Origin of the sequence: Flavobacterium hungaricum (assembly GCF_015182285.1) — a bacterium.
Classification (GTDB): domain Bacteria; phylum Bacteroidota; class Bacteroidia; order Flavobacteriales; family Flavobacteriaceae; genus Flavobacterium; species Flavobacterium hungaricum.
Genome location: NZ_PRDM01000003.1, coordinates 312280 through 334306 on the forward strand (window position 1 = coordinate 312280; position 22027 = coordinate 334306).

Below are 22027 nucleotides of genomic sequence, written 5' to 3' on the forward strand. Positions count from 1 at the left end.
CCCAAAATTATTGAGATATGAAATTAATTAGACTTCAAAAATTATCCTTTTTGACGACACTATTTTTAGTGTTTTCAAATCTAATGTACGGACAAGGCGCCATTCCGTTTACAATTAGCAATACATCGCCTTTTAACGATAATGAATTGTATGTTGCCATTGTCGGGATCGATTACACCACAGGAAACCATGTTTGGGTAAACGCCAAAACAAGCCAGGTCTTTCCAATGAGTGCTTCTTATAATACCGTTACTGGACCCACATACGGCGGTAATACAGGACCGGGACAAAATTCAAAATATGCGGCTTGTTTTACAAAGCTGAGTGAGATTCCGAACAAAACTTTTACTTTGCCTTTAATTGCAGGCTGCCGTGTTTTTATTTCTAAAGGCTCGCAATTGTACTTTTATTTCTTTGGTGCAAATGGAGCGCCTTCGGGATATGCATCGCCAAATCCGCAGAATACAACAGATCCGAATCAGGGGATTTTGTATGAAATGATCGAGCTGACGAATAATCAGCACGGATTCTTCGGAAATCCAACTCGTGTAGATTCTTATAAATATCCAATGGGATTAGAATTGTTCGGTGCCAATGGCTATCAGAAAAAAGTAGGAGACTTAAAAAAGCATGCCGATATTGTTGCCGCTTTTAAAGCCAATGTTCCAGCAGAATTTCAAGGCTGTGTAAACGATGCAACGGGCGAAATTACAGCACCTTCTAAAACGGCAGCTTACGCTCAAGGATCAGGACAATACGCAAACTACTTAAAATCGTACATCGATGCGATTTGGAACAAATATAAAAACGAAGATTTGATCTTTTATGCCGGAGACGCAGGAGTTTTTAAAGGAAGAGTTATTGGAGAACAATTAGAAATGGTAGGGCAGTCTGGCGCTTTTGTAGGCAGAACGGGACGCGTGCAAAACAGACCGACAACACAAGAAGCGCTTGAAGGAAAAGGCGTTCTCGACAGAAGACTGGTTGACGGAGATCTGGATCTTGTAATTCAGGCACAGTTAACCGCTGCCATTAACCGCCACGTTGTCAACACTACAACCGCAAATCCTGGACAGCAAAACTGGTACGATGCCTCAAAATACTATCAGGTAAACCCAACCAATCATTATTCTAAATTCTGGCATTTACCAGGAATCAATATTGATAATCTGGCATACGGATTTGCTTATGACGATGTTGCAGATCAATCGCCGTCGCTGCATTCGCCTCAGCCGACAAAAGTAATTGCTGTTTTTGGAGGTTATGCAGGAACGGTTCCTTCTGTTCCGGCTTCGACAGATGTGATTACGGTTTACAAAGATTGCAACTACGCCGGATTTTCTGGAGGATTAACCATTGGTGATTATAATCTGGCACGTTTAAATTCGCTGGGAGTTTTAAACGATGATATTTCTTCATTAAAAGTAGCTCAGGGTTATAAGGCAATTTTATTTATGGATGATAATTTTACGGGAACTTCGACCGTAATTACTTCTGATAATAATTGTTTGAATACCACCTGGAACGACAAAGTAACTTCTATACGAATTCTTCCTAACGGAACCACAACTTTAGGAAGCCAGACTTTCTTTCTTCAAAACAGAAACAGTAATCTCTACATGGATGTTTGGACAGCAAGTATGTCCAACGGAGCCGGAATCAATCAAGGTGCTCTGACTTCTGGAAATAATCAGAAGTTTACTTTGACCCACTTAGGAGACGGACTGTACAAAATCATAGTCAATCACAGTGGTATGTCTATGGATGTGAATAATTTCAATAAAGCCAATGGTGCGCGTGTAGAGCAATATCCGTACAATGCGACAACCAATCAGCAGTTTATTTTGGTAGATGCCGGAAGCGGATTCTATAAAATTGTTGCCCGTCACAGCGGTAAAATTGTTGAGGTTGCTGGAGCAAGTACAGCTTCGGGAGCCATTGTACAGCAATGGGATAATAACAACCAAACTTGCGGACAATGGAAGCTGGTTCCAGCGGCTTCTTCTCAAACTTCCGTTTTGATTCAGGCAGAAGATTACTCCTCAATGAGCGGTATTCAGGTAGAAGCTACTACAGATACAGGCGGAGGTTCTAATGTGGGGTACACCGAAACAGGTGATTGGCTGGCGTATAACAGTATCAATTTCCCAACAACAGGTTCTTATTTAATCGAATACCGAGTAGCAAGTGCTTCGGGCGGTGTTCTTTCTTCCGATTTAAATGCGGGTGCTATTGTTTTAGGAAATGTCACTGTTCCTAATACGGGTGGATGGCAAAATTGGCAGACCGTTTCGCAGACCGTTAATGTAAACGCTGGAACCTACAATTTCGGAATCTATATTCAAAGTACTGGAATGAACCTCAATTGGATTAAAATTACAAAAATAGGTGCTGGAGCGAGTGCTAAAACGGCTTCTGTAGAAACGATTGAAGAAGAATCGGCAGTGACGGAACTTACAGTATATCCAAGTCCGGCAGAAAGCACGCTGTATGTAACAACGGCTGTAAGTGGCGAAAGAGTGAGCATTATAGATCAGACTGGAACTGAAGTTTCGCAGCAAAAAATCAATGACAATAGTATTGATGTATCGCGATTAAGAACCGGAATTTATTTTGTGGTTTTTGATCAGAGTGGTAAAAAAGTGATCAAACGTTTCATCAAAAAATAATTTTAAAATATAGATTTTAGATTGATTTACTGTTAGTTGTAAACAATTTTCGGTTGAATTGGACTGAGTTTAATTCAACCGAATCTAAAATCTGCAATCTAATATTCCAACCCCTTATTTACAAATTATTAATCTGTTAAAACAAATCATTATGAAAAACAATTACCAAAGAATGCCGCTAAAATGGATGCTTATTTTTGTTTTGGGCTTTTTCAATTTGTCCATTGCCCAGAAAAAAGTAATCGCTTATATCCCGAACTGGATCGATTTGAATGCTTTTTCGAGTACCATTCAATACAGTAAATTAACGCATATTAATATTGCATTTGAAAATCCCGATGCCAATGGTTATCTGACTTTTAACTCAGGAAATAATGCGATTATTAATACAGCCCATGCCAATAATGTAAAAGTTTTTGTCTCACTTGGCGGTGGTGCTATTTCAGAAGGCGGTGCTATTCGTGACAATTATTTTAATCTCATTACACCCGCCAACAGAACAGCATTCGTACAAAAAATATACGATTATGTGGTAGCCCATAATTTTGATGGTGTCGATGTAGATTTAGAAGGTCCTGCTATTAACGGCGATTACGGAGGCTTTGTAATTGCTCTGGCAAATAAACTGCATGCTAATGGAAAATTGATTACAGCGGCACTTTCTGAAGGATATGGCGGTGCCAATGTACCTGCATCTACTTTCGCGGCTTATGACTGGATCAATATTATGGCGTATGATGCAACAGGACCTTGGGCACCAGGAAATCCAGGACAGCATTCTCCGTACAGTATGGCCGTAAATCAGTTTAATTATTGGACAGGAAGAGGATTACCGGCAAGCAAAGCCGTTATCGGACTTCCGTTTTATGGTTACGGATTTGGAGCTTCGGCCAATCAGGGAATTTCGTTTGCCAATATCGTAGCACAATATCCAGGCTCAGAAAATCAGGATCAAGTGGGGAATACCATTTATTATAACGGAATTCCGACTATTAAACAAAAAACAACTTTTGCCATTCAAAATGCGGCCGGAGTTATGATTTGGGAATTATCTCAGGATGCAACAGGTTCAAAATCATTATTGACAGCTGTCGATCAGGTGGTAAAAGGAAGTAATCCGCCAACAGGAACTGGAACTCTGATTCAGGCAGAAAATTACAATACCATGAGCGGTGTTCAGACAGAAGCGACAACCGATACTGGCGGAGGCTTAAATGTAGGGTACTGCGATACAGGTGATTGGATGGCTTATTATAACGTCAATTTTCCAACTTCGGGTTCTTATATAATTGAATACAGAGTTGCAAGTGCCGTTACAGGCGGAAGATTATCATCAGATTTAAATGCAGGAACGATTCAGCTCGGAAATGTAAACATTCCAAATACTGGAGGCTGGCAAAACTGGCAGACGGTGACACAAACCGTAAATGTAAATGCAGGAACGTATAATTTCGGAATATATGTTCAAAATACAGGTTTTAATATAAACTGGTTTCGAATTACAAAATCGGCTTCGGCTTTGGCAGCAAAAGCAGCACCAGCAGATAAGATTGAAAGTTTGAGTATTTATCCAAATCCAGCAGAAAGCGAACTTTTCTTTACAGCCGAAGTTTCGGGCGGAAGTGTGAACATCATTAATACAGAAGGCGGTGCTACTGTTTCTTCTCAAACCGTAAACAATAACAGTATCGATGTTTCGACTTTAAAATCCGGAATTTATCTGATTTTAGTAGAGAAAAACGGAATTAAAACCGTGAGACGTTTTATTAAAAAGTAAGTTTTTTAAACCGCAATCCCGATAGCTATCGGGAGCAAAGATTTACGCAAAGTTCGCAAAGAGTTTTTGTATAGGAGACTTCATAAATTGAAAAAGTTCACAAAGCTGGGTTTACACACAGCTTTGCGAACTTAATATTTAGATCTCGCTTGCGCTTCAAATTGAAAAAAAACTTAGCGTTAAAATTTAATAAACAGTATTTCAATTTTATAACCCCAAATTTTATGAAAAACAATTACAAATTTCGATTTAGTATAGTACTGTTTCTCGCCTTCGGAAGTTTTGCTATTGCACAAACTTCATTAGGATCGAGTAAAACCTTTATGAACAACTTAAAAAAAGGACTCGCAGTTGCTGCCACTTCAAAAAGTGCTGAAAAAACAATTGTACTTCAAGCAGAAAAAGCAAGTTTCAATGCAAAAATAAACTACAAAGAATCCAACGAATCCACCGAGTTTTTGATTGGAGAAATTAAAAACATTCCAGAATCTTCTTTTTACATCAAAGTAAAAGACAAATCGCTGGAAGGTCATATTCTTTTAAAGAAAAGCAGAGAAGCGTATAAATACTTTTCTGATGCACAGGGAAATGCATTTGTAAAAAAAGTAGACATCAATACCCTGGTGTGTATCGATTACAAAAATGTACCGGCAAAGGATAATGCTGCCAGTAAAACTGCAGCAGCTCCAGAAATTGCTCAGGCACTGCTGAATCTGCAGAGTCTGCCGGGGGCCGCAGGCTGTATCATGCTGGATTTTGACGGTTATTACATGCCGGCAGGAAATCTTTGGAACAACGGAAACGCCATAAATGCAGCCGCTTCTGGAATGAATGATGCGGCAGTGCAGCAGCATTGGGAAGTAGTTTCAGAAGATTACCGTCCTTTTAATGTAAATGTTACCACAAACGAAGCCGTTTTTAATTCATACCCAAGAAACAGAAGAATGCGCGTTGTGGTTACTCCCACCAATACCGCAGCGCCGGGAGCGGGAGGAGTGGCTTACATAGGCTCTTTTAATTGGGATAACGATGTGCCTTGCTGGGTATTTATCACTTCTGGAAAGTCGGGCGGAGATGCTTCTTCGCACGAAGTTGGGCATACTTTTGACTTAGGTCATGACGGACGTACTAATCCTGCCGAAGATTATTTTCTTGGCTTGGACGGAACTTCGTGGGCGCCGATCATGGGTGCAGGTTATTACAGACCGGTTGTACAGTGGAGTAAAGGCGAATACAATTATGCCAACAACAAACAAGATGATGTCGCCATTATTGCCAGTGCCAAATTTGGAGTGGGATACCGCGGCGATGATTACGGAAATACTACGGCTTCTGCGGCAGCTTTAGACTATAACGCGAGCGGACAAATCAATCAGAAAAACGGAATTATTTCGAGTGAAGCTGATTATGATTTTTTTACGTTTACAACAGGTGGCGGTAACGTTTCTATTAATGCGAATACCGTTTCGAGAGACGGAAATCTCCATCTTTTAATCCGATTGTATAATGCAGCGGGAGCAGAAATGGGAACGTATTGGAATTCGGATCCGTTTGCTTTGAATGCTTCTATGAATGTCAATCTTCCTGCTGGAAAATACTTTATTGGTGTTGACGGAAACGGAGCCGGAAATACAGGAGCTGGAGGCTATTCTGCTTACGGTTCTATCGGAAGTTATTCGATTACCGGAACCATTCCGCCGGGAGGAGCCATTGCCGCTTCGACAGACGTAATCACCGTTTACAAAGATTGTAATTATACCGGCTTCTCTGGAGGTTTAACTATTGGAGATTACAATTTGGCGCGTTTAAATTCGATTGGGATTTTAAACGATGACATTTCTTCGCTTAAAGTTACGCAAGGTTATCAGGCCATTTTATATCAGGATGATAATTTTGCTGGTGCTTCAACGGTAATTAATTCGGATAATTCATGCTTGAATACCACTTGGAATGATAAAGTAAGTTCGATCAGGATTATAGCAAACGGAATCACTTCTTTAGGAAATCAGACTTTCTTTTTGCAAAACAGAAACAGCGGTTTGTATATGGATGTATGGACTGCAAGTATGTCCAACGGAGCAGGAATTAATCAAGGCGGTTTGACTTCTGGAAATAACCAGAAATTTACCTTTACCCATTTAGGAGACGGAATGTATAAAATTATTGCCAACCACAGCGGTCAGTCTATGGATGTCAATAATTTTAATAAAGCCAATGGGGCACGTGTGGAACAATATCCGTATAACGGAACCACAAATCAGCAGTATATTCTAGTTGCAACAGGAGACGGATTTTATAAAATTGTTGCCCGCCACAGCGGTAGAATTGTTGAGGTTGCGGGCGCAAGTACTGCTTCGGGAGCTATTGTACAACAATGGGACAATAACAATCAAACCTGCGGACAATGGAAACTGGTTGCCACAACAACCTCGCAGACATCAACTTTGATTCAAGCCGAAGATTATGCTGCTATGAATGGTATTCAGGTCGAAGCAACGACAGACACCGGAGGAGGTTCTAATGTGGGTTATACCGAAACGGGCGACTGGCTGGCTTATAATAATATTAATTTCCCGACAACGGGCTCGTATTTAATCGAATACCGTGTCGCGAGCGGCGTAACAGGCGGCAGATTATCTTCTGATTTAAATGGTGGTACAATAGTTTTAGGAAACGTTGATATTCCAAATACAGAAGGCTGGCAGAATTGGCAGACGGTTACACAAACGGTAAACGTAAATGCAGGAACGTACAATTTTGGGATCTATATTCAGAATACCGGAATGAATATTAACTGGATTAGAATTACTAAAATAGGCAATGCAGCACCAACGGCTGTAACTTCAGAAATTGCGGCTAAAGCTGCTAATAATGTATTAATTGTATATCCAAATCCTGTAGCAGACTTATTATCGTTTACTACTGATGTAATCGGCGGAAAAACCACTATTATAGATGCTCAAGGGACAATTGTTGCCTCTCAAAAAATAAATGAAAATAGTTTAGAGGTAAGTCAATTAAAACAAGGGATTTATTTCCTGATCCTTGAAAAAGACGGTAAACAAACTATAAAACGTTTTATAAAGAAATAAAGAGTAACCCATTTGCCATAATGGTTTTAAATGCATTAAATTTTTAGGTTTTTAATGTGATGAAAAGGCTGTCAATTTTTTTGACGGCCTTTTTTGTTTACGGTTCAATTGTCCCTAAAGGACAATGATTTATAAATCCTGTTTTTTCGACCAACGTTCGACCGATCATTTATGTATAGCGAGGTAATTTTAAAAATTCCGTTAGAAGTTTAGAATTGGCGTGGACAACTGAAAAAATTAAATTATCATTCGATAACAATAGCATAAACTCCTTTCGATATTAAATCAATAAAATTGCGGTGTAAAAAGTTACCCGCCCATGAATCCAAAGTTTATCTCTCGATTTTTATTGTTCTTCATTCTTTTCAATTATACACTTTCGGCACAAAAAACAAAAAATCTAAACGGAATACAAATCGCTTTTTTATCTGATGTTCATTTACAGGATTTATTCGGAACCTTTTCGGATACCAATTACAAAGGCGTTCTGAATCCGAAAAATGGCCAATATGTTTTAATTAGAACCATGTCTTCGCAATTGCATTCTACTAGAATCTTCAACGAAAATTATTTTGCATTTTTGGCAGCATTAGAAGATATCGTCAAGCGAAAGATCAAATACGTGGCGCTTCCCGGCGATTATACAGACGATGGACAGCCGATTCATGTTCGCGGCTTAGCCAATATATTAGAACAATACACCAAAAAATACGGAATAGAATTTTTTATTACCACAGGAAACCATGATCCAGTCGGACCTTTTGCACAAAAATCAGGGAAAGAAGATTTTTTAGGAAAAGACGGAAAAAGCCAGCCCATTTATAGCAAAGAAGGCCTTTATAAGCCCAATTTAAACATCGAACAGCCCGTAGTTGTCAGCGCCGATATTGCTAAAATGGGTTATTTGGGTATTACCGATCATCTTAAAGATTTCGGTTTTCACCCGAATTCAAAGTATAAATTCTGGGCAACGCCGTTCTCCAAATATACAAGTGAGAACTATACTTTTGAAAAAGCAGCAGAAAGTGCCAAACTTAACAATAGAGTGTATGAAGTTGCACCGGGCTTCGAAGTTCCAGACGTAAGTTATGTGGTAGAACCAATCGATGGACTTTGGTTAATGGCAATTGATGGAAATGTTTACATTCCCAAGAAAAATGCTTCAACTGAAAAAGATTCTAAAAATTATTCAGAAGCGAGTACAGGTTACAATAATGTACTTTCAAATAAAAAACATCTTATAAAATGGGTTGAAGACATTTCGGCGCAAGCCAAAAAGCAAGGCAAAACTTTGGTTGCTTTCAGCCATTTTCCAATGATTGATTTTAATGATGACGCTTCCGCCGAGATAAAAGAGCTTTTGGGACCCAATAAATGGCAGTTAAACAGAGTTCCGGTAGAAGAAGTGGCTCAGGTTTTTGCCGATGCCGGATTAAAAATTCATTTTGGCGGACACATGCACATCAACGATACTGGAGTTCGTACCACTGTAAAAGGAAATACGCTGGTCAATGTTCAGACCCCGTCTTTGGCGGCGTATATTCCCGCGTACAAATTATTGACTTTAAAGAAAGATAATGTAGTGGATATTCAGACGATCACTATTGATGAGGTTCCCCGTTATAACGAGCTTTTTGATTTGTATAAAACAGAATATCATTTTTTAGAAAGTCAAAATACTAAAGACATTTGGAATAAAGCGATTTTAGAAACTAAAAGTTACCACAATTTTACCGATTTTCATCTAAAGGAATTAGTGCGTCTGCGTTTCTTAAAAGACGATTGGCCTGCTGATTATGCTGCTTTTTTATTGAATGTTTCGGCCGCAGATTTGTTTCTTCTGGCCAATATGAATTCGGATAAAGATTTCAATGAATTGCTTCAAAATAAAGAAGTTCATTCAAAAGAATGGTCAGCAGCGGCTGTAAAATTGGAGCACATTTTAGCCGAAAATAAAATCAAAAAGCAAAGTTTGAATTGGAACGGACAAGATTTATTAATTGATTTTTACCGTTTTAGAAGTGCTGATGAACTAGCGTTACAAGATGTTGGAATGGAAAAGGCAAAATCATATAAAGTGCTGTCGAAGTTGTTTTTAGAAAACAAAGTTCCAGAAACTCCTTTGCAAAAACAAATGCAATTATTCCTGACTATTTTAAGCAAGTTTATGCATGAAGTTCCTGCGGATCATTTTACTGTTGATTTGAAAAATGGAGCGGTTAAAAGTTTGAGATGATTTTTTTTTAACCGCAGGGCAGAAAGATTTACGAACTAAAATTTATAAAAACTTTGACTTATGCGTTAAAATTAGAAATGGTTTCAATTTGATTGTTACGCAACATTAAAAATATATAAAAAACGGTTGCTAAAAGATAAATTTTAACTTACAGTAAATGAGTATATTTGAGTTGAGTTTTTATGTTTTAATGCATTAGTAATAAGTGTATTATAAAAAAAAATAATTTCAAAAAAATATACCATGATACATCAAATAGATACAACAGATAATATTGTTGCCTTTAGAGCCTTGGCTGAAGTTACCAAAGAAGATTTTTTAACAGCAGTTGTCCCTGCTGTCGAACATTTGATCAAACAAACAAACGAAATCAATTTTCTATTGGTTTTAGATACGGATATTAAAAACTTTACGGCAGGTGCTTGGCTTGAAGATGCACTCCTAGGGCTAAAACATTTAGGAAAATGGAATCGTGCCGCTATTGTAACCGATACCGAAGAAATTATCTCTTTTACAAACGGTTTTAGTTATATCGTTCCAGGAGAATTTCGTGGGTACAAAAAAGTAGATTTCAATAAAGCATTGAATTGGGTAGAGGGAAATATTTCTTAGAAAATCCAAAACTTGAGACAAAAAAAACAGCGCTACGAAAGCGCTGTTTTTTTTAAAAGATATCATTCAATTAATGATTGTATTCGATACCGCTGCTGGCTTTGGCATCATTTTTTTCTTTTTTGATCTCGCAGAATTTTTTATAACCTGCAGATGCTAATAATGGCAAAGCTAAACCGCCAACAACAGCTCCGATTTTAGCATGTCCTGTTTTTTTCAAAACGGCAGCAGCTAAAAGCGCACCAACTCCTGCGCATGCCATTTGTTTTACTGATAGATTTTTATTCTGTAACTGAGGTGTGATTCCGTGTAATAGAGGGTCAATGAAATTTAAATTTTCCATGATAGTCAATTTATTTAGTTATACTTATTTTAATTATTTTAATTTTTTAAATCAGTTGTTTCGGTCTCAATTTTTTCTATTTCGACCTTTTCTTTTTTAATCGCCTGTCGCAAAAGAGCAAAAAGACTCATATAGACGTTTGCTACAAAAACCAGCGAAAAGCCTGCCAAAATATAGCCTCTCCAGTCAATTAACAAAAGTTTATAATTGGTAAAGAACAAAAAGAAGATTGTAACGTAATGACTGAAGCAATACTCGCAAGTCAGCAGATAAAAGAACTTTCGAGAAAGTATGTATCTGTCATTTTTAGAACGACTGACGCACCATTCGTGCGGTTCTCTAAAAATTTCTTCATGTGTAACTGTCCAGCTTATGCACGCAATAGGCACTGCCAAAACAAACAGCCATATAATTTGTGTTACAATTTCCATAGTCAATACTGTTATTCTCTCGGATGATTTTCAGGATAATGTTCTGCTTCAAAATCGTCCATATCCTCTGGTTCATCGTTATTGTCTAGATCGCCGTCTTTTTCCAGATCATTGTCATAATCCACTTCAGATTCAGAATCATAACTGTCTTTTAAATCTTCTTCGGTATCATCATTTGTGATGGCATCATCTTCGTTGATAATTCGCTCCTCATTTGGAATATTTTCTGAACGGATATTGGTATTGGGTTCAAAATCACCTAGTGGATGCTTAGGATCTTCAATAAATTCCTCTTGGTATTGATACGGATCCTCATCTCTAGCGTAGTTATCATTATCAATCAAAGTATTTTGTTCATAGTGATCGGGATCACTTTCACCAAATTCTTTTTCGTCGTTTTTTTTCAATTCTTGTTTGTATTGGTCTTCAACAGAGTAAGTACCATCAACAAGAGTATTTTGATCTATATAATCAGGGTCAAACTGACCGTAATCAGGGTTGTTTAGCTTTTCCATAATACTTGTTTTTAAGATTGTTGTTCAAAAATTAATCTTTCCATTTGTTCTCTTGCAGAAATTTAAAATATACTTTTCTGCAATTGTTGTTGTGTACTCATTTGTTTTTCTGCGTGTAAATGTGTAGAATTTTAAAAATTCTTTTAGGCTTATATAATTTCAAATGTTGTGTTTTACAAATTTACCAAGTATAAAAAAGCTCTTTCTTACAAGAAAACTAATTATAGTTGTATAATTAACAGTTACTTATAATGTAATTATTGTAATTAATTCTATAAGTTTAAAAAACAGATCCATTTTTAAATTTGATTTTAAAAAAAATCTCTAATTAAATTTAAATCCTATGGCCTCAGATATTGTAACCGCCTGCTGTCAAGCGTTAATAGAAAAAAACCTGACGATATCATTTGCAGAAAGTGCCTCTGCAGGCAAATTGTGTTATGAATTTGCTTCTGTTTTTAATTCAGGAAGAATTTTAATCGGAGGAATTGTGTGTTATCATATTTCTATGAAAGAAGATCTATTGCACATTCCGTGGGGAACTATCGAAAAATACACAGCAGAATCTGCCGAAGTAACCAAATTGATGGCGCAGAATTTTGGACGCTATGTTAATTCAGACATTTGCGTGGGATTGACAGGGCTCACAACCCCAGGAGGAAGTGAAAGCGAGTCTAAACCTGTAGGGACTATTTTTATACATATTGTTTTTGCCCATAAAGAAATTGCCAAACGTTTTGAATTTACAGGAACTCAAAAAAGTATCATAAATCAGGCAATCGATGTGGTAGCCGATTTGATTTTGAAGGAGGTTGAAAATTAAGCTTAGAACTAATTTTTTAAATAGGTAAAGACCATTTTTGGAATATAAAAACACGTCGATTTGGCATTTTCAAACGTCCCGATGGGACGATATGCGGGCTATTTGTTTTTCTACCGATGAGATGTTCCGCTGGAACATTGTAAAGCAATGTTTCCTATTATGGTTATGTTCCGTAGGAACAATTCATCGGTAGCTTTTCCAAGATAAAGATTTTGACGTTCCATTGGAACGTTTGATTTATTCGTCCCATACACGACGAAATTTACCGATGAGATGTTCCGCCGGAACATTGGTTTACAATGTCCAAAAATTTCAATGTTCCAGCGGAACATTTCATTGGTAGCTTTGACGTTCCGTAGGAACGTTTGAGGATGGTATTCATTTTTCTAATTTTTTTTCAAATTAAAATCATTTGACCTTAATAAAATGTATTAAAATTCTTTCTTTTTTTATAAATTAGCCTTCTTAATTATAAGATTGAAAAATAAATATTGAAAAAGAATTAACCACAATGGGTAATACCTATACACAATTACATATCCAATTTGTTTTTGCTGTAAAATACAGAAAAGCATTAATTGAAAACGACTGGAAAGATAGATTACATCAATATATAACTGGAATAGTTCAATCCAATCAACATAAAATGCTTTGCATAAATAGTATGCCGGATCATATACATCTTTTTATCGGAATGCGACCAACACAATCTATTTCTTCGCTAATTCAAAATATAAAGACCGAAACCAGTAAATGGATTAAACAACAAAAATTGTCATCTAATTTTGCGTGGCAGGAAGGTTATGGAGCTTTTTCGTATTCCAGAAGTCATGTTCCAAATGTTATTCGTTACATTCAAAATCAAGAACAGCATCATAAAAAGCAAACATTTTTGGAAGAATATAAAATGCAATTAAAAGCATTTGACATAGAATATGATGAGCTGTATATTTTTAAAGAACCCATTCTGTAATTGTCAAACGTCCCGATGGGACGATGCACGCTATTTTTTTTTTCTACCGATGAAATGTTCCGCTGGAACATTGGTTTACAATGTCAAAATTTCAATGTTCCAGCGGAACATTTCATTGGTAGCTTCCAAGGAATTAGATAAGATTTTTCGTTCCGTAGGAACGTTTGATGTTATGCGTACAAAAGAAAATTACGGATAATATGTTCCGTTAAACATTAAAATTGCGGTTTTATTTTTTTAAATAAAGGATTCCATTTTTTATTTTTTGTTGTTCTAATTTTCCTTTTCGGAACAATTCTTCTAAAATAATCGCAGCTTCATTCAGAGAAATATCAAAAATTACGGCATATTCCTTTGGTGCCAAAGTTGGATAAATTTCAAAAATTGCTAACGGATTTTCGTTCGAGATTTTTTTCTTCTTAGCTTCAGGAAATAATGCCAAAATGGTATTTTCGTACGAGCTGTAAGGTTTAGAACCATAAACGGTCAATTGATTCTGATTTCTATCAGCAAAAAATAATGTTGGAAAACCTCTTACACCAAGATTTTTTGCAAAAGCCAAATCATCTTGAAAAAGTTTTTTTGCGTCGCCCTCAAAGTCTGCTTTTAGTTTTTGAATGTCCAGACCTGCCATTTGAGCAGCGTCTTCAATATTTTCCCATTTGGTGATATTCTTTTTTTCTAAATAAAGTTTTTCACGCACGATACGCATAAACTTTACCGCTTTTTCTGTGCTCTGAAGCTGCGCAGCCTTCATGGCAATACAGGACGGATATGAAGATTCTAACGGATCTTCAAGCCAGACATCACCATCAATTGGCATTTCATAATAAAGACTGGCTTCATCCCAATGATGCGCTACGTCAGACGGTTTGCTGATACCGCCGCTATTATAATTCCAATCAGGAAGTAAGCCACCCATTTTGTAATCCATTTCAAAATAAGCACCGTATTCTAATTTTAATTTTCTAAGCTGTGGTTCAATTCCCCAGCAAGAAGAACAAATAGGATCGGTATAGTATATAATTTTTATCGGTTTGTGTTCTGTCACAATAGAAACAGTTTCATTAGAATTTTTACCGGCAGGCATTTCGCACATACCGCTAACAGGATCACACAATAAAGGATTTGTTTTTTCTTCATTCATTTTTGAATTTGTTTGTGACTGACAGCTTGCACTGATCATCAGGATTAATAAAAGCGCTCGTATTTTCATGATTTTGTATTTCTCGCAGCCTCTGCAAAGGTCTTTGTTTATGCAGCATAAGTCAATTAGTCAACTAAATGTGACTATAAAAAATGTTTGTTTTAAGGAACACTTATGCCAAAAGAGTAGTTATAATCTTATAGTAATTGTGTATTTTAGCACTTAAGAGAATTTAAAATTACAAGAATGATACAGCATATTAAGCGCCTTTACAATCTCCTTGAAAATGAAAACTTTGGTTTTTCAGAAAAAGAAATTTCTGAACTTGAAAAAAGATTAGAGATTACGCTTCCGGCCAAACTACGAGAATATTATCTGGTATTAGGAAAAGAAGAAAATATCAATTACAGTTATAATACCCTTTTTAAGCCAGAAGAAATTACTTTTTCTGAAGATGGTTTTTTACTTATATACGAAGAAAACCAAGGTGTTGTAATCTGGGGAATTAAAAAAGAAGATTTAATACTTGATAATCCTCCAGTTTATGCAAATTACGATACAATCGAAAAGTCAGATTGGATAATCGAAACTCAGACAATAGAAGGTTTTTTATTAATGATGGCGATTTACAACGGCACTTTTGGCGGATTGCCTTATAACGGAAATTTTATCGGATCGGTTAGCGCCAATGATGTATTTTTTATCGAAGATAATTTTACATTAATTGATGAAATCAGTCGTAACAATCAAAAGATTTATACCGATGATTATCAGGATGTAATCAGTCTTTCATTTGATAAAGAAAATAATTGCACCGCGGCATTTATAGGAACTTACGACCAAGAACGTTTTGATGATCTTATAGAGAGTGTAGACGTAAATTGGGACTATCTTTCGTACGACGATGAAGACTATGACGAGGAAGATTAAAAACAATATCAAAACGGCTCATAAATAAGCGATTGTAAAATCATGTTCCGTTAGGAACATCTCGTCGGTAGAACGTTTGATTATAGGTTAATATGCCCCAGCCGTCCCTACGGGACGATATTTGAGGGTGTGTGTATGTTAGTTACCAACGAAATGTTGCTCTGCAGCATAGAGGTAAAGTGCATTCAAAAAAGGGAGCAAATAAGCGATTGTAAAATCATGTTCCGTTAGGAACATCTCGTCTGTAGAACGTTTTGATTATAGATAAATATGCCCCAGCCGTGCCTACGGGACGATATTTGAGGGTGTGGTATTCGTTACCAACGAAATGTTGCTCTGCAGCATAGAGGTAAAGTGCATTCAAAAAAGGTGGTAAATAAGCGATTGTAAAATCATGTTCCGTTAGGAACATCTCGTCTGTATAACGTTTGATTATAGATTAATATGCCCCAGCCGTCCCTACGGGACGATATTTGAGGGTGTGTTTATGTTAGTTACCAACGAAATGTTGCTCTGCAGCATAGAGATAAAGGGCATTCAAAAAAGGGGGCAAATAAGCGATTGTAAAATCATGTTCCGTTAGGAACATCTCGTCTGTAGAACGTTTGATTATAGATTAATATGCCCCAGCCGTCCCTACGGGACGATATTTGAGGGTGTGTTTATGTTCGTTACCAACGAAATGTTGCTCTGCAACATAGAGGTAAAGTACATTCAAAAAAGGTAGTAAATAAGCGATTGTAAAATCATGTTCCGTTAGGAACATCTCGTCTGTAGAACGTTTTGATTATAGATTAATATGCCCAGCCGTGCCTACGGGACGATATTTGAGGGTGTGTCTATGTTAGTTACCAACGAAATGTTGCTCTGTAGCATAGAGGTAAAGTGAATTCAAAAAAGGTGATAAATAAGCGATTGTAAAATCATGTTCCGTTAGGAACATCTCGTCGGTAGAACAAGCGAAAAAATGTTTTTGAGGCAAAAGTCAGTATGAGATTTAGAACTCCAAAACAATTAAAACATATCGAAACGCGACATCCGCCTTTTATTAAAGAGTAATTTTTGAGTAGTTTAAAATGCTGAAAAAATGTTCAGTTAGGAACGTCTCATTGTAAAAAAAATAGATTATGATTAAGGAATTAGGACAAGGTTATAAAATCATTGACAACGAATTTATTCTTTTTTATGAAAGTGAAGTCTTTAAGAAATTTTATAAAATAATAGATTTTGAAAACTTTCAAATTATAGCAACAAATGCAGAAACAAAAGACGATTACGCTTCGACAATTTATTTTGCAGATAAAAATCATATTTACCTGCAAAGTGCATTTTGCAGGTTTGGTATTTTAGAAGATGCCCTTCCGCAGGACTTTAAAATACTCGATATTCAAAAAGGATATACATTTTCAAACAAAAATTATTACAGACACAATGATAAAATGCCTTTTGATTTTAGCAAAGCCAATTATCTAAATGATTTTTACGCTGCAGTGGGAAACAAACTGTACTTTGGAGATACCATTCTTGTTGAAAATGCTGATATTGAATCTTTCAAAATTCCAAATCCTGAATTAATTGGAAATCTGGGGATGGATAAAAACCATGTGTTTTTTAAAGGAAAAATAATTCAAGATGCCGATCCAGAGACTTTTAAAATTCTGGAGTCTTGTCTGGATGGAACTTATTATCTCGAATGTGATAATGCTTTCTATGCCAAAGATGATAAGCAAGCCTATTTTGTGCGAACAATCAGCGATGAAGTGAAGATCATTAAGACTAAAAGTTTAGACAATTTTCATTTTAAAGTAATTGATGAAAGAGGATATGCTTTTGATAAAGAATACAGTTATTATATGGGAAAACGAACTAGATTATAAAGAAACACATGGCAATATATAAATTCAATGAAGTACTAAACGATCTAATGGATTATTTCATTCTAGGCGATGTAGATGGTTTAATGCAGTATAAAATCGAAAATGATTTACCAGATGATCTTCTTACGGAATTTACAACAGAAGAAACCGGAGATCAAGTTGTAGAAGAAGGAGTAATTGTACCGATGATTGGAATCGTGAACTATCCGTATACCGTTTATTTTAATCTGTCAGATGATGTTCCTGAATTATTAAAACCTGGAAACGAACTTCAGCACAAACGCGATGGATATTGTTTGACGGTTGTAAACGGCAGGATTTATTTGTATACAATTCCGTATTTAAAAGATTTTACAAAAGAGAAAGTCGATTTGCTGAAAAAGTACAAACATGCCACAATAGAACTTCCAAATGGTTTTTACAGTGTTTCGATTTTAGCTGGTTTAACAAAACAGACTTTAGAAATCAAAACAGAATCTGGTGAAATGGAACAGATAGAAGATATGGAACCAACATTTGAATTTATTATAAAACCTTCGGCAGAAAAACCAGATTTTACAGCTGATTTTTCATATCCATTTAGAATAGAATTTTAGAATTTCAACTATTTGAAACAAGATAACATGAATAAATCAATACAAATAGACGAACTCAACAACAATACTTTTTTCTGGAAATATTATTTCTGCTGGTCACGCGGTTATGATGAAAAAGAAGAAATAAATATTGACGAGGTTCTAGAAGTTGTAGAAACCAACGAAACGGAAGCTTACGAATGGGAAAGGGAATTTTTTAATTATGATGATATTGAAGAAAATCCAAGATATGTTGCAGGAAGCATAAAAGATAATTTAAATTTTGCTGTTGAGTTTGCAGAATATGAAATCAATTTTTTTCTGAATGATATTTACATCGGAAATCTAGGTGGACATTTTGAAGCTTGGTTTTTTACATTGAATGAATTATTAGCTTTTGAAAAATATCCCAATCTGTTGCTTCTTTTCCTGCCAATGACAGGGATTTCTGAAGATCAAAAAGCGATTTTAAAACCCATTATTGTAAAATATTTGAATACAATTCCGAAGTTTGATGAACATTCCATTTATATTGCAGATTGCCTTTTAAACGGATTAATTATGCAAGCTCCTTTTAACGAAATAGAAGGAATTGGCTTAACCAATAATGAAAATCACAGCGTAAGAAATTTGGAAGCTTACCCTCGTTACAAAGAAGATATAATACAATTAAATAAAATTTTGAATTCTTTTGCATTGAAATAAGTGGAACCGCTGAACTTATATTCTTCAAAAAAACTCATTAAATTTTCATTAACAAAATCTAATTGAGCATTAGTTTATATTTGTAAGAAACAAATTAGAATCAAAAATCTATATGAAAAATATATTTTTTAAAACCACTCTTTTTTTTACCCTGTTTTTTTCTATCAGCGGTTTTAGTCAGAATGTAAAACTTTTGACTATTAACCAATTACAGGAAAGAATTAAAAACGGAAAAGACAGTACCTATGTAGTCAACTTTTGGGCAACTTGGTGCGCGCCTTGCATAAAAGAATTACCGCATTTCGAGAAATTAGGCGCAGAAAATAAATCAGACAAATTAGCAGTTTTACTGGTAAGTCTTGATTTTAAATCTAAACTAGAGTCAAACGTCATTCCGTTTGTAAAGAGAAAAAATCTTAAAAAAGAAGTATTTCTTTTAAATGAAAGCAGTCCGCAGGAATTTATTGACCGTATTGATCCAAGCTGGTCAGGAAGTATTCCCGCAACACTTTTCATTAAAAATGACAAACGAAAATTTGTCGAAAGCGAATTTACCTATGAACAATTATTAACTGAATATAAAAAACTGTAAACCATTATGAAAAAAATAATCTTATTATTAGCGTTAGCATTTTCGGCGTTTTTAGCGCAAGCTCAAAATGCAGTAACCCTCAAAGCAGGCGATACAGCACCAGATTTTAAACTAAAAAATGTAGACAACAAAGAAGTATCTTTTGGAACTTTTAAAGATGCAAAAGGGTATATCGTAGTTTTTACTTGTAATACCTGCCCGTACGCAGTAGGTTATGAGCAAAGAATTATCGATTTAGATAAAAAATTCAGACCACAGGGCTATCCAGTAATTGCTATTAATCCAAACGATCCAGAAGCTTCTACGGCAGATACTTTTGCAAAAATGCAAGAATTAGCAAAAGAGAAAAAATATCCTTTCCCTTATTTATTTGATGCAGGGCAAAAAATTACAGACCAATACGGTGCAAAGCGTACACCTCATATTTTTATTGTCTCTAAAACTTCAAAAGGGAATGTTGTTGAATATGTGGGAGCCATTGATAATGATCCAGAAGGAAATAATCCTCAAAAAACAAAATATGCAGAAGAGGTTATTGCTTCTTTAAAAAGCGGTCAAAAACCTGCTGTTACACAAACAAAAGAAATTGGCTGTACTGTGAAGAGAAAAGCAAAAGCTTAATATGAAGTTTGAGGTTTTAGGTTTCAAGGTACAGGTTAACGCAATCGTAAAACTTGAAACTTCAAACTTGAAACTTCAAACTTGAAACTTCAAACTTGAAACCTGAAACCTGAAACCTGAAACTTCAAACCTCAAGCAAACAACCTAAAATACGAAACGCCCCGATTACGGGGCGTTTTTGGCTAGTATAAGTGAACAAGTTTACTTTTTATCTATTCTATAAAGTCTTCCTTGATCGGTTACGGCGTATAATGCTTCATCTTTTCCTTGTGTAATATCTCTAAATCGTTGTCCTTCTCCGGCTAATAATCGTTCTTCTCCAGCGACCTTATTGTCTTTAAACGCTAGACGAACAATATGTGTAGCACTCAACGAACCTATAAATAAGTTATTCTGCCATTCTGGAACACGTTTTCCTGAATAAAATGTCATACCGCTTGGCGAAACAACAGGATCCCAATAATAAACAGGCTGTTCAAGACCTTCTTTTTGTGTAATACCTTCTCCAATTTTGGCACCGCCATATTCAATTCCGTAGGTAATTGTCGGCCAGCCATAATTTTTTCCGGCAGTAAGTCTGTTAATTTCGTCACCGCCTCTTGGCCCATGCTCACTTTGCCATATTTCTCCCGTAGTGGGGTGAACTGCCAATCCCTGCGGATTTCTATGTCCAATCGTATAAAGTTCTGGTAAAGCTCCTCCAGCAGTAAAACTTGGATTTCCAGATGCAGCCTGACCGCTTGTAGTAATGCGGACAATTTTTCCTAAACTGCTGTTTACTGCCTGCGCTAACGGACGTGTTTCTATCACAGAACGTTCCCCGATACTAACAACTAAATTTCCTGTTTTATCAAACAAAACTCTTCCGCCGTAGTGTAATGTGCTGGCATTTGGCGTATTCGAACGGTAAATTACAGTTGCATTTTCAATAGACGCATCGTTGTTAGCCAATCTTCCTTTCGCTACAGCGGTAATATTGCCGCCAGCAACGCTTTCGGAAAACACCCAATAAATCATTCGGTTTGTTTCAAAAGCAGGATCTAGACAAAGCCCCAATAAACCGCCTTGAGATCCTGGATTTACGGCAGGAATTCCTGTTATAGCACTTCCAACAGCGCCGGCTTGTGTGACAATTTTCATCGCACCTGCTTTTTCAGTAACCAAAAGACGTCCGTCAGGAAGATAAGCAACGCCCCAAGGAGCGCTTAAGCCGCTGGTGATAATTTTAGATTCGATTTCGGTTGTAGTCTGAATGCTTCCTGCGCGGGTTTGTCCTGCAAATGCAGGCGTATAAGTGGTGTTTGCTGGATTTGTTTCTACTGGTGGTCCGGTTGTACCAACATCTGGATCGCCTTCTGGATCATTATTAGAACAGCTGCTTAGAGCGATGATTCCGGCGAGTAAAAAAATGCTTTTTTTGATTATCATAATGTTTCATTTTTAATGGTTAGAAAATAGGTTTTGCATGATCGAACAGATCGAAGTAGAATCGTATTTCTAGAGACACACTAAAATGAAAGATTGCTGTTTTAATGAAATTCTCCAGTTTCACATTCAATGAAGATCGCCTAAGTGATTTTTTGACTGCCTGAAACAGAAGAAATTCTGAAGTAGGTTAAATCATTTTTGAAAATGCACTTAGTGGGACATGCATTGTTTTGAACGGAGAATTGTTATAAAATATTGCTGGTAAGAATTGTATTATTATTTTCTTAGGAAAATTTTAACGTATCAGTATTTAGCAAAAAACAGCTTAAAGCCTTATTATCAAAGAGATCTTAAAGACTTTTTAATTTTTTCATAAAAACAGGAAAAACTTCATTTAATTCTTCAAAAAGTGGATTTTTTCTGTTTTTTAACTTGATTTCACTGAACAATTTCAATCCCAAAGCAAACTGAACAGCTTCAGACTCGTCTTTAAAAATATTCTTTTGTTTGATTCTTTCAATAATTCCGAAAATTTCATCGTGATTGTCAAATTCAATTCCGAGTTCTCTTGCAGGTTCGGTGTCGCCGTTTGCATATTCTTTCAAACTCAAAGTCAGGTAATATTTGTTTGATCTCTTTTCCATTTTTTTTGTACTATTTTTTTATAATAAACTAGAAAAT

General features: G+C 36.1%; 19 protein-coding genes. 13 read left to right on the plus strand and 6 right to left on the minus strand.

The genetic code is table 11. The annotated features are described in order from the left end of the window. The first annotated feature begins 17 nt into the window (after positions 1–17). The 5 genes from C4F50_RS14615 to C4F50_RS14635 all read left to right on the plus strand — a co-directional run bounded on the left by C4F50_RS14615 (position 18) and on the right by C4F50_RS14635 (position 10386). Positions 18–2669 carry a beta-1,3-glucanase family protein gene (locus C4F50_RS14615; RefSeq protein ID WP_194139392.1) on the plus strand — a complete coding sequence of 884 codons (2652 nt, stop codon included), beginning with the start codon at positions 18–20 and terminating at the stop codon, positions 2667–2669. Between the two features lie 151 nt (positions 2670–2820). Continuing rightward, positions 2821–4446 (plus strand): glycosyl hydrolase family 18 protein, encoded by a 1626-nt coding sequence (locus tag C4F50_RS14620; RefSeq protein ID WP_194139393.1) that lies wholly within the window; start codon positions 2821–2823, stop codon positions 4444–4446. Positions 4447–4670: 224 nt separating this feature from the next. Then, positions 4671–7538 carry an RICIN domain-containing protein gene (locus C4F50_RS25655; RefSeq protein ID WP_228012037.1) on the plus strand — a complete coding sequence of 956 codons (2868 nt, stop codon included), beginning with the start codon at positions 4671–4673 and terminating at the stop codon, positions 7536–7538. 319 nt (positions 7539–7857) lie between these two features. After that, entirely contained in the window at positions 7858–9774 is a 1917-nt protein-coding gene (locus tag C4F50_RS14630) for a metallophosphoesterase family protein (RefSeq protein ID WP_194139394.1), read from the plus strand. Positions 9775–10017: 243 nt separating this feature from the next. Further along, positions 10018–10386 carry a SpoIIAA family protein gene (locus tag C4F50_RS14635; RefSeq protein WP_194139395.1) on the plus strand — a complete coding sequence of 123 codons (369 nt, stop codon included), beginning with the start codon at positions 10018–10020 and terminating at the stop codon, positions 10384–10386. A gap of 70 nt (positions 10387–10456) precedes the next feature. Here the strand turns inward: C4F50_RS14635 and C4F50_RS14640 are convergent, their stop codons facing one another. Genes C4F50_RS14640 through C4F50_RS14650 form a run of 3 tightly spaced genes read right to left on the minus strand, consistent with a single transcriptional unit; the run spans position 10457 to position 11675 of the window. Further along, positions 10457–10729 carry a PrgI family protein gene (locus C4F50_RS14640; RefSeq protein ID WP_194139396.1) on the minus strand — a complete coding sequence of 91 codons (273 nt, stop codon included), beginning with the start codon at positions 10727–10729 and terminating at the stop codon, positions 10457–10459. Positions 10730–10767: 38 nt separating this feature from the next. Beyond that, on the minus strand, positions 10768–11160 hold the full coding sequence (locus tag C4F50_RS14645; RefSeq protein ID WP_194139397.1) for a hypothetical protein: 393 nt from the start codon (positions 11158–11160) through the stop codon (positions 10768–10770). An 11-nt stretch (positions 11161–11171) separates the two neighbouring features. Continuing rightward, positions 11172–11675 (minus strand): hypothetical protein, encoded by a 504-nt coding sequence (locus tag C4F50_RS14650; RefSeq protein ID WP_194139398.1) that lies wholly within the window; start codon positions 11673–11675, stop codon positions 11172–11174. A gap of 343 nt (positions 11676–12018) precedes the next feature. Here C4F50_RS14650 and C4F50_RS14655 point away from each other — a divergent pair, with 343 nt between their 5' ends. Next, positions 12019–12498 carry a CinA family protein gene (locus tag C4F50_RS14655; RefSeq protein WP_194139399.1) on the plus strand — a complete coding sequence of 160 codons (480 nt, stop codon included), beginning with the start codon at positions 12019–12021 and terminating at the stop codon, positions 12496–12498. 511 nt (positions 12499–13009) lie between these two features. Continuing rightward, complete coding sequence (gene tnpA / locus C4F50_RS14660; RefSeq protein WP_194139400.1) at positions 13010–13471, plus strand: IS200/IS605 family transposase; 462 nt, start codon at positions 13010–13012, stop codon at positions 13469–13471. 229 nt (positions 13472–13700) lie between these two features. Here tnpA and C4F50_RS14665 read toward each other — a convergent pair whose 3' ends face one another. Continuing rightward, positions 13701–14618, minus strand: a complete 918-nt coding sequence (locus tag C4F50_RS14665) for a DsbA family protein (RefSeq protein ID WP_194139401.1) — start codon at positions 14616–14618, stop codon at positions 13701–13703. A gap of 246 nt (positions 14619–14864) precedes the next feature. Between C4F50_RS14665 and C4F50_RS14670 the strand changes: the two genes are divergently transcribed. The 6 genes from C4F50_RS14670 to C4F50_RS14695 all read left to right on the plus strand — a co-directional run bounded on the left by C4F50_RS14670 (position 14865) and on the right by C4F50_RS14695 (position 19918). Further along, entirely contained in the window at positions 14865–15548 is a 684-nt protein-coding gene (locus C4F50_RS14670; RefSeq protein WP_194139402.1) for an SMI1/KNR4 family protein, read from the plus strand. A gap of 1127 nt (positions 15549–16675) precedes the next feature. Continuing rightward, positions 16676–17425 (plus strand): DKNYY domain-containing protein, encoded by a 750-nt coding sequence (locus C4F50_RS14675; protein WP_194139403.1) that lies wholly within the window; start codon positions 16676–16678, stop codon positions 17423–17425. Between the two features lie 8 nt (positions 17426–17433). Then, positions 17434–18021 carry a hypothetical protein gene (locus C4F50_RS14680; RefSeq protein WP_194139404.1) on the plus strand — a complete coding sequence of 196 codons (588 nt, stop codon included), beginning with the start codon at positions 17434–17436 and terminating at the stop codon, positions 18019–18021. Positions 18022–18048: 27 nt separating this feature from the next. Continuing rightward, positions 18049–18705 (plus strand): Imm19 family immunity protein, encoded by a 657-nt coding sequence (locus C4F50_RS14685; protein WP_194139405.1) that lies wholly within the window; start codon positions 18049–18051, stop codon positions 18703–18705. Positions 18706–18817: 112 nt separating this feature from the next. Next, positions 18818–19297, plus strand: a complete 480-nt coding sequence (locus C4F50_RS14690; protein ID WP_194139406.1) for a TlpA family protein disulfide reductase — start codon at positions 18818–18820, stop codon at positions 19295–19297. Positions 19298–19303: 6 nt separating this feature from the next. Further along, the gene (locus tag C4F50_RS14695; protein WP_194139407.1) at positions 19304–19918 is read left to right on the plus strand and encodes a thioredoxin family protein; all 615 of its coding nucleotides are present in this window, start codon (positions 19304–19306) and stop codon (positions 19916–19918) included. A 201-nt stretch (positions 19919–20119) separates the two neighbouring features. Here C4F50_RS14695 and C4F50_RS14700 read toward each other — a convergent pair whose 3' ends face one another. Together C4F50_RS14700 and C4F50_RS14705 are read right to left on the minus strand one after the other, a co-directional pair. Continuing rightward, a complete protein-coding gene (locus C4F50_RS14700; RefSeq protein WP_194139408.1) occupies positions 20120–21346 on the minus strand; it encodes a PQQ-dependent sugar dehydrogenase in 1227 nt (408 codons plus the stop codon). Between the two features lie 350 nt (positions 21347–21696). Continuing rightward, positions 21697–21990 (minus strand): DUF3861 domain-containing protein, encoded by a 294-nt coding sequence (locus C4F50_RS14705; protein WP_194139409.1) that lies wholly within the window; start codon positions 21988–21990, stop codon positions 21697–21699. Positions 21991–22027 lie beyond the last annotated feature (37 nt).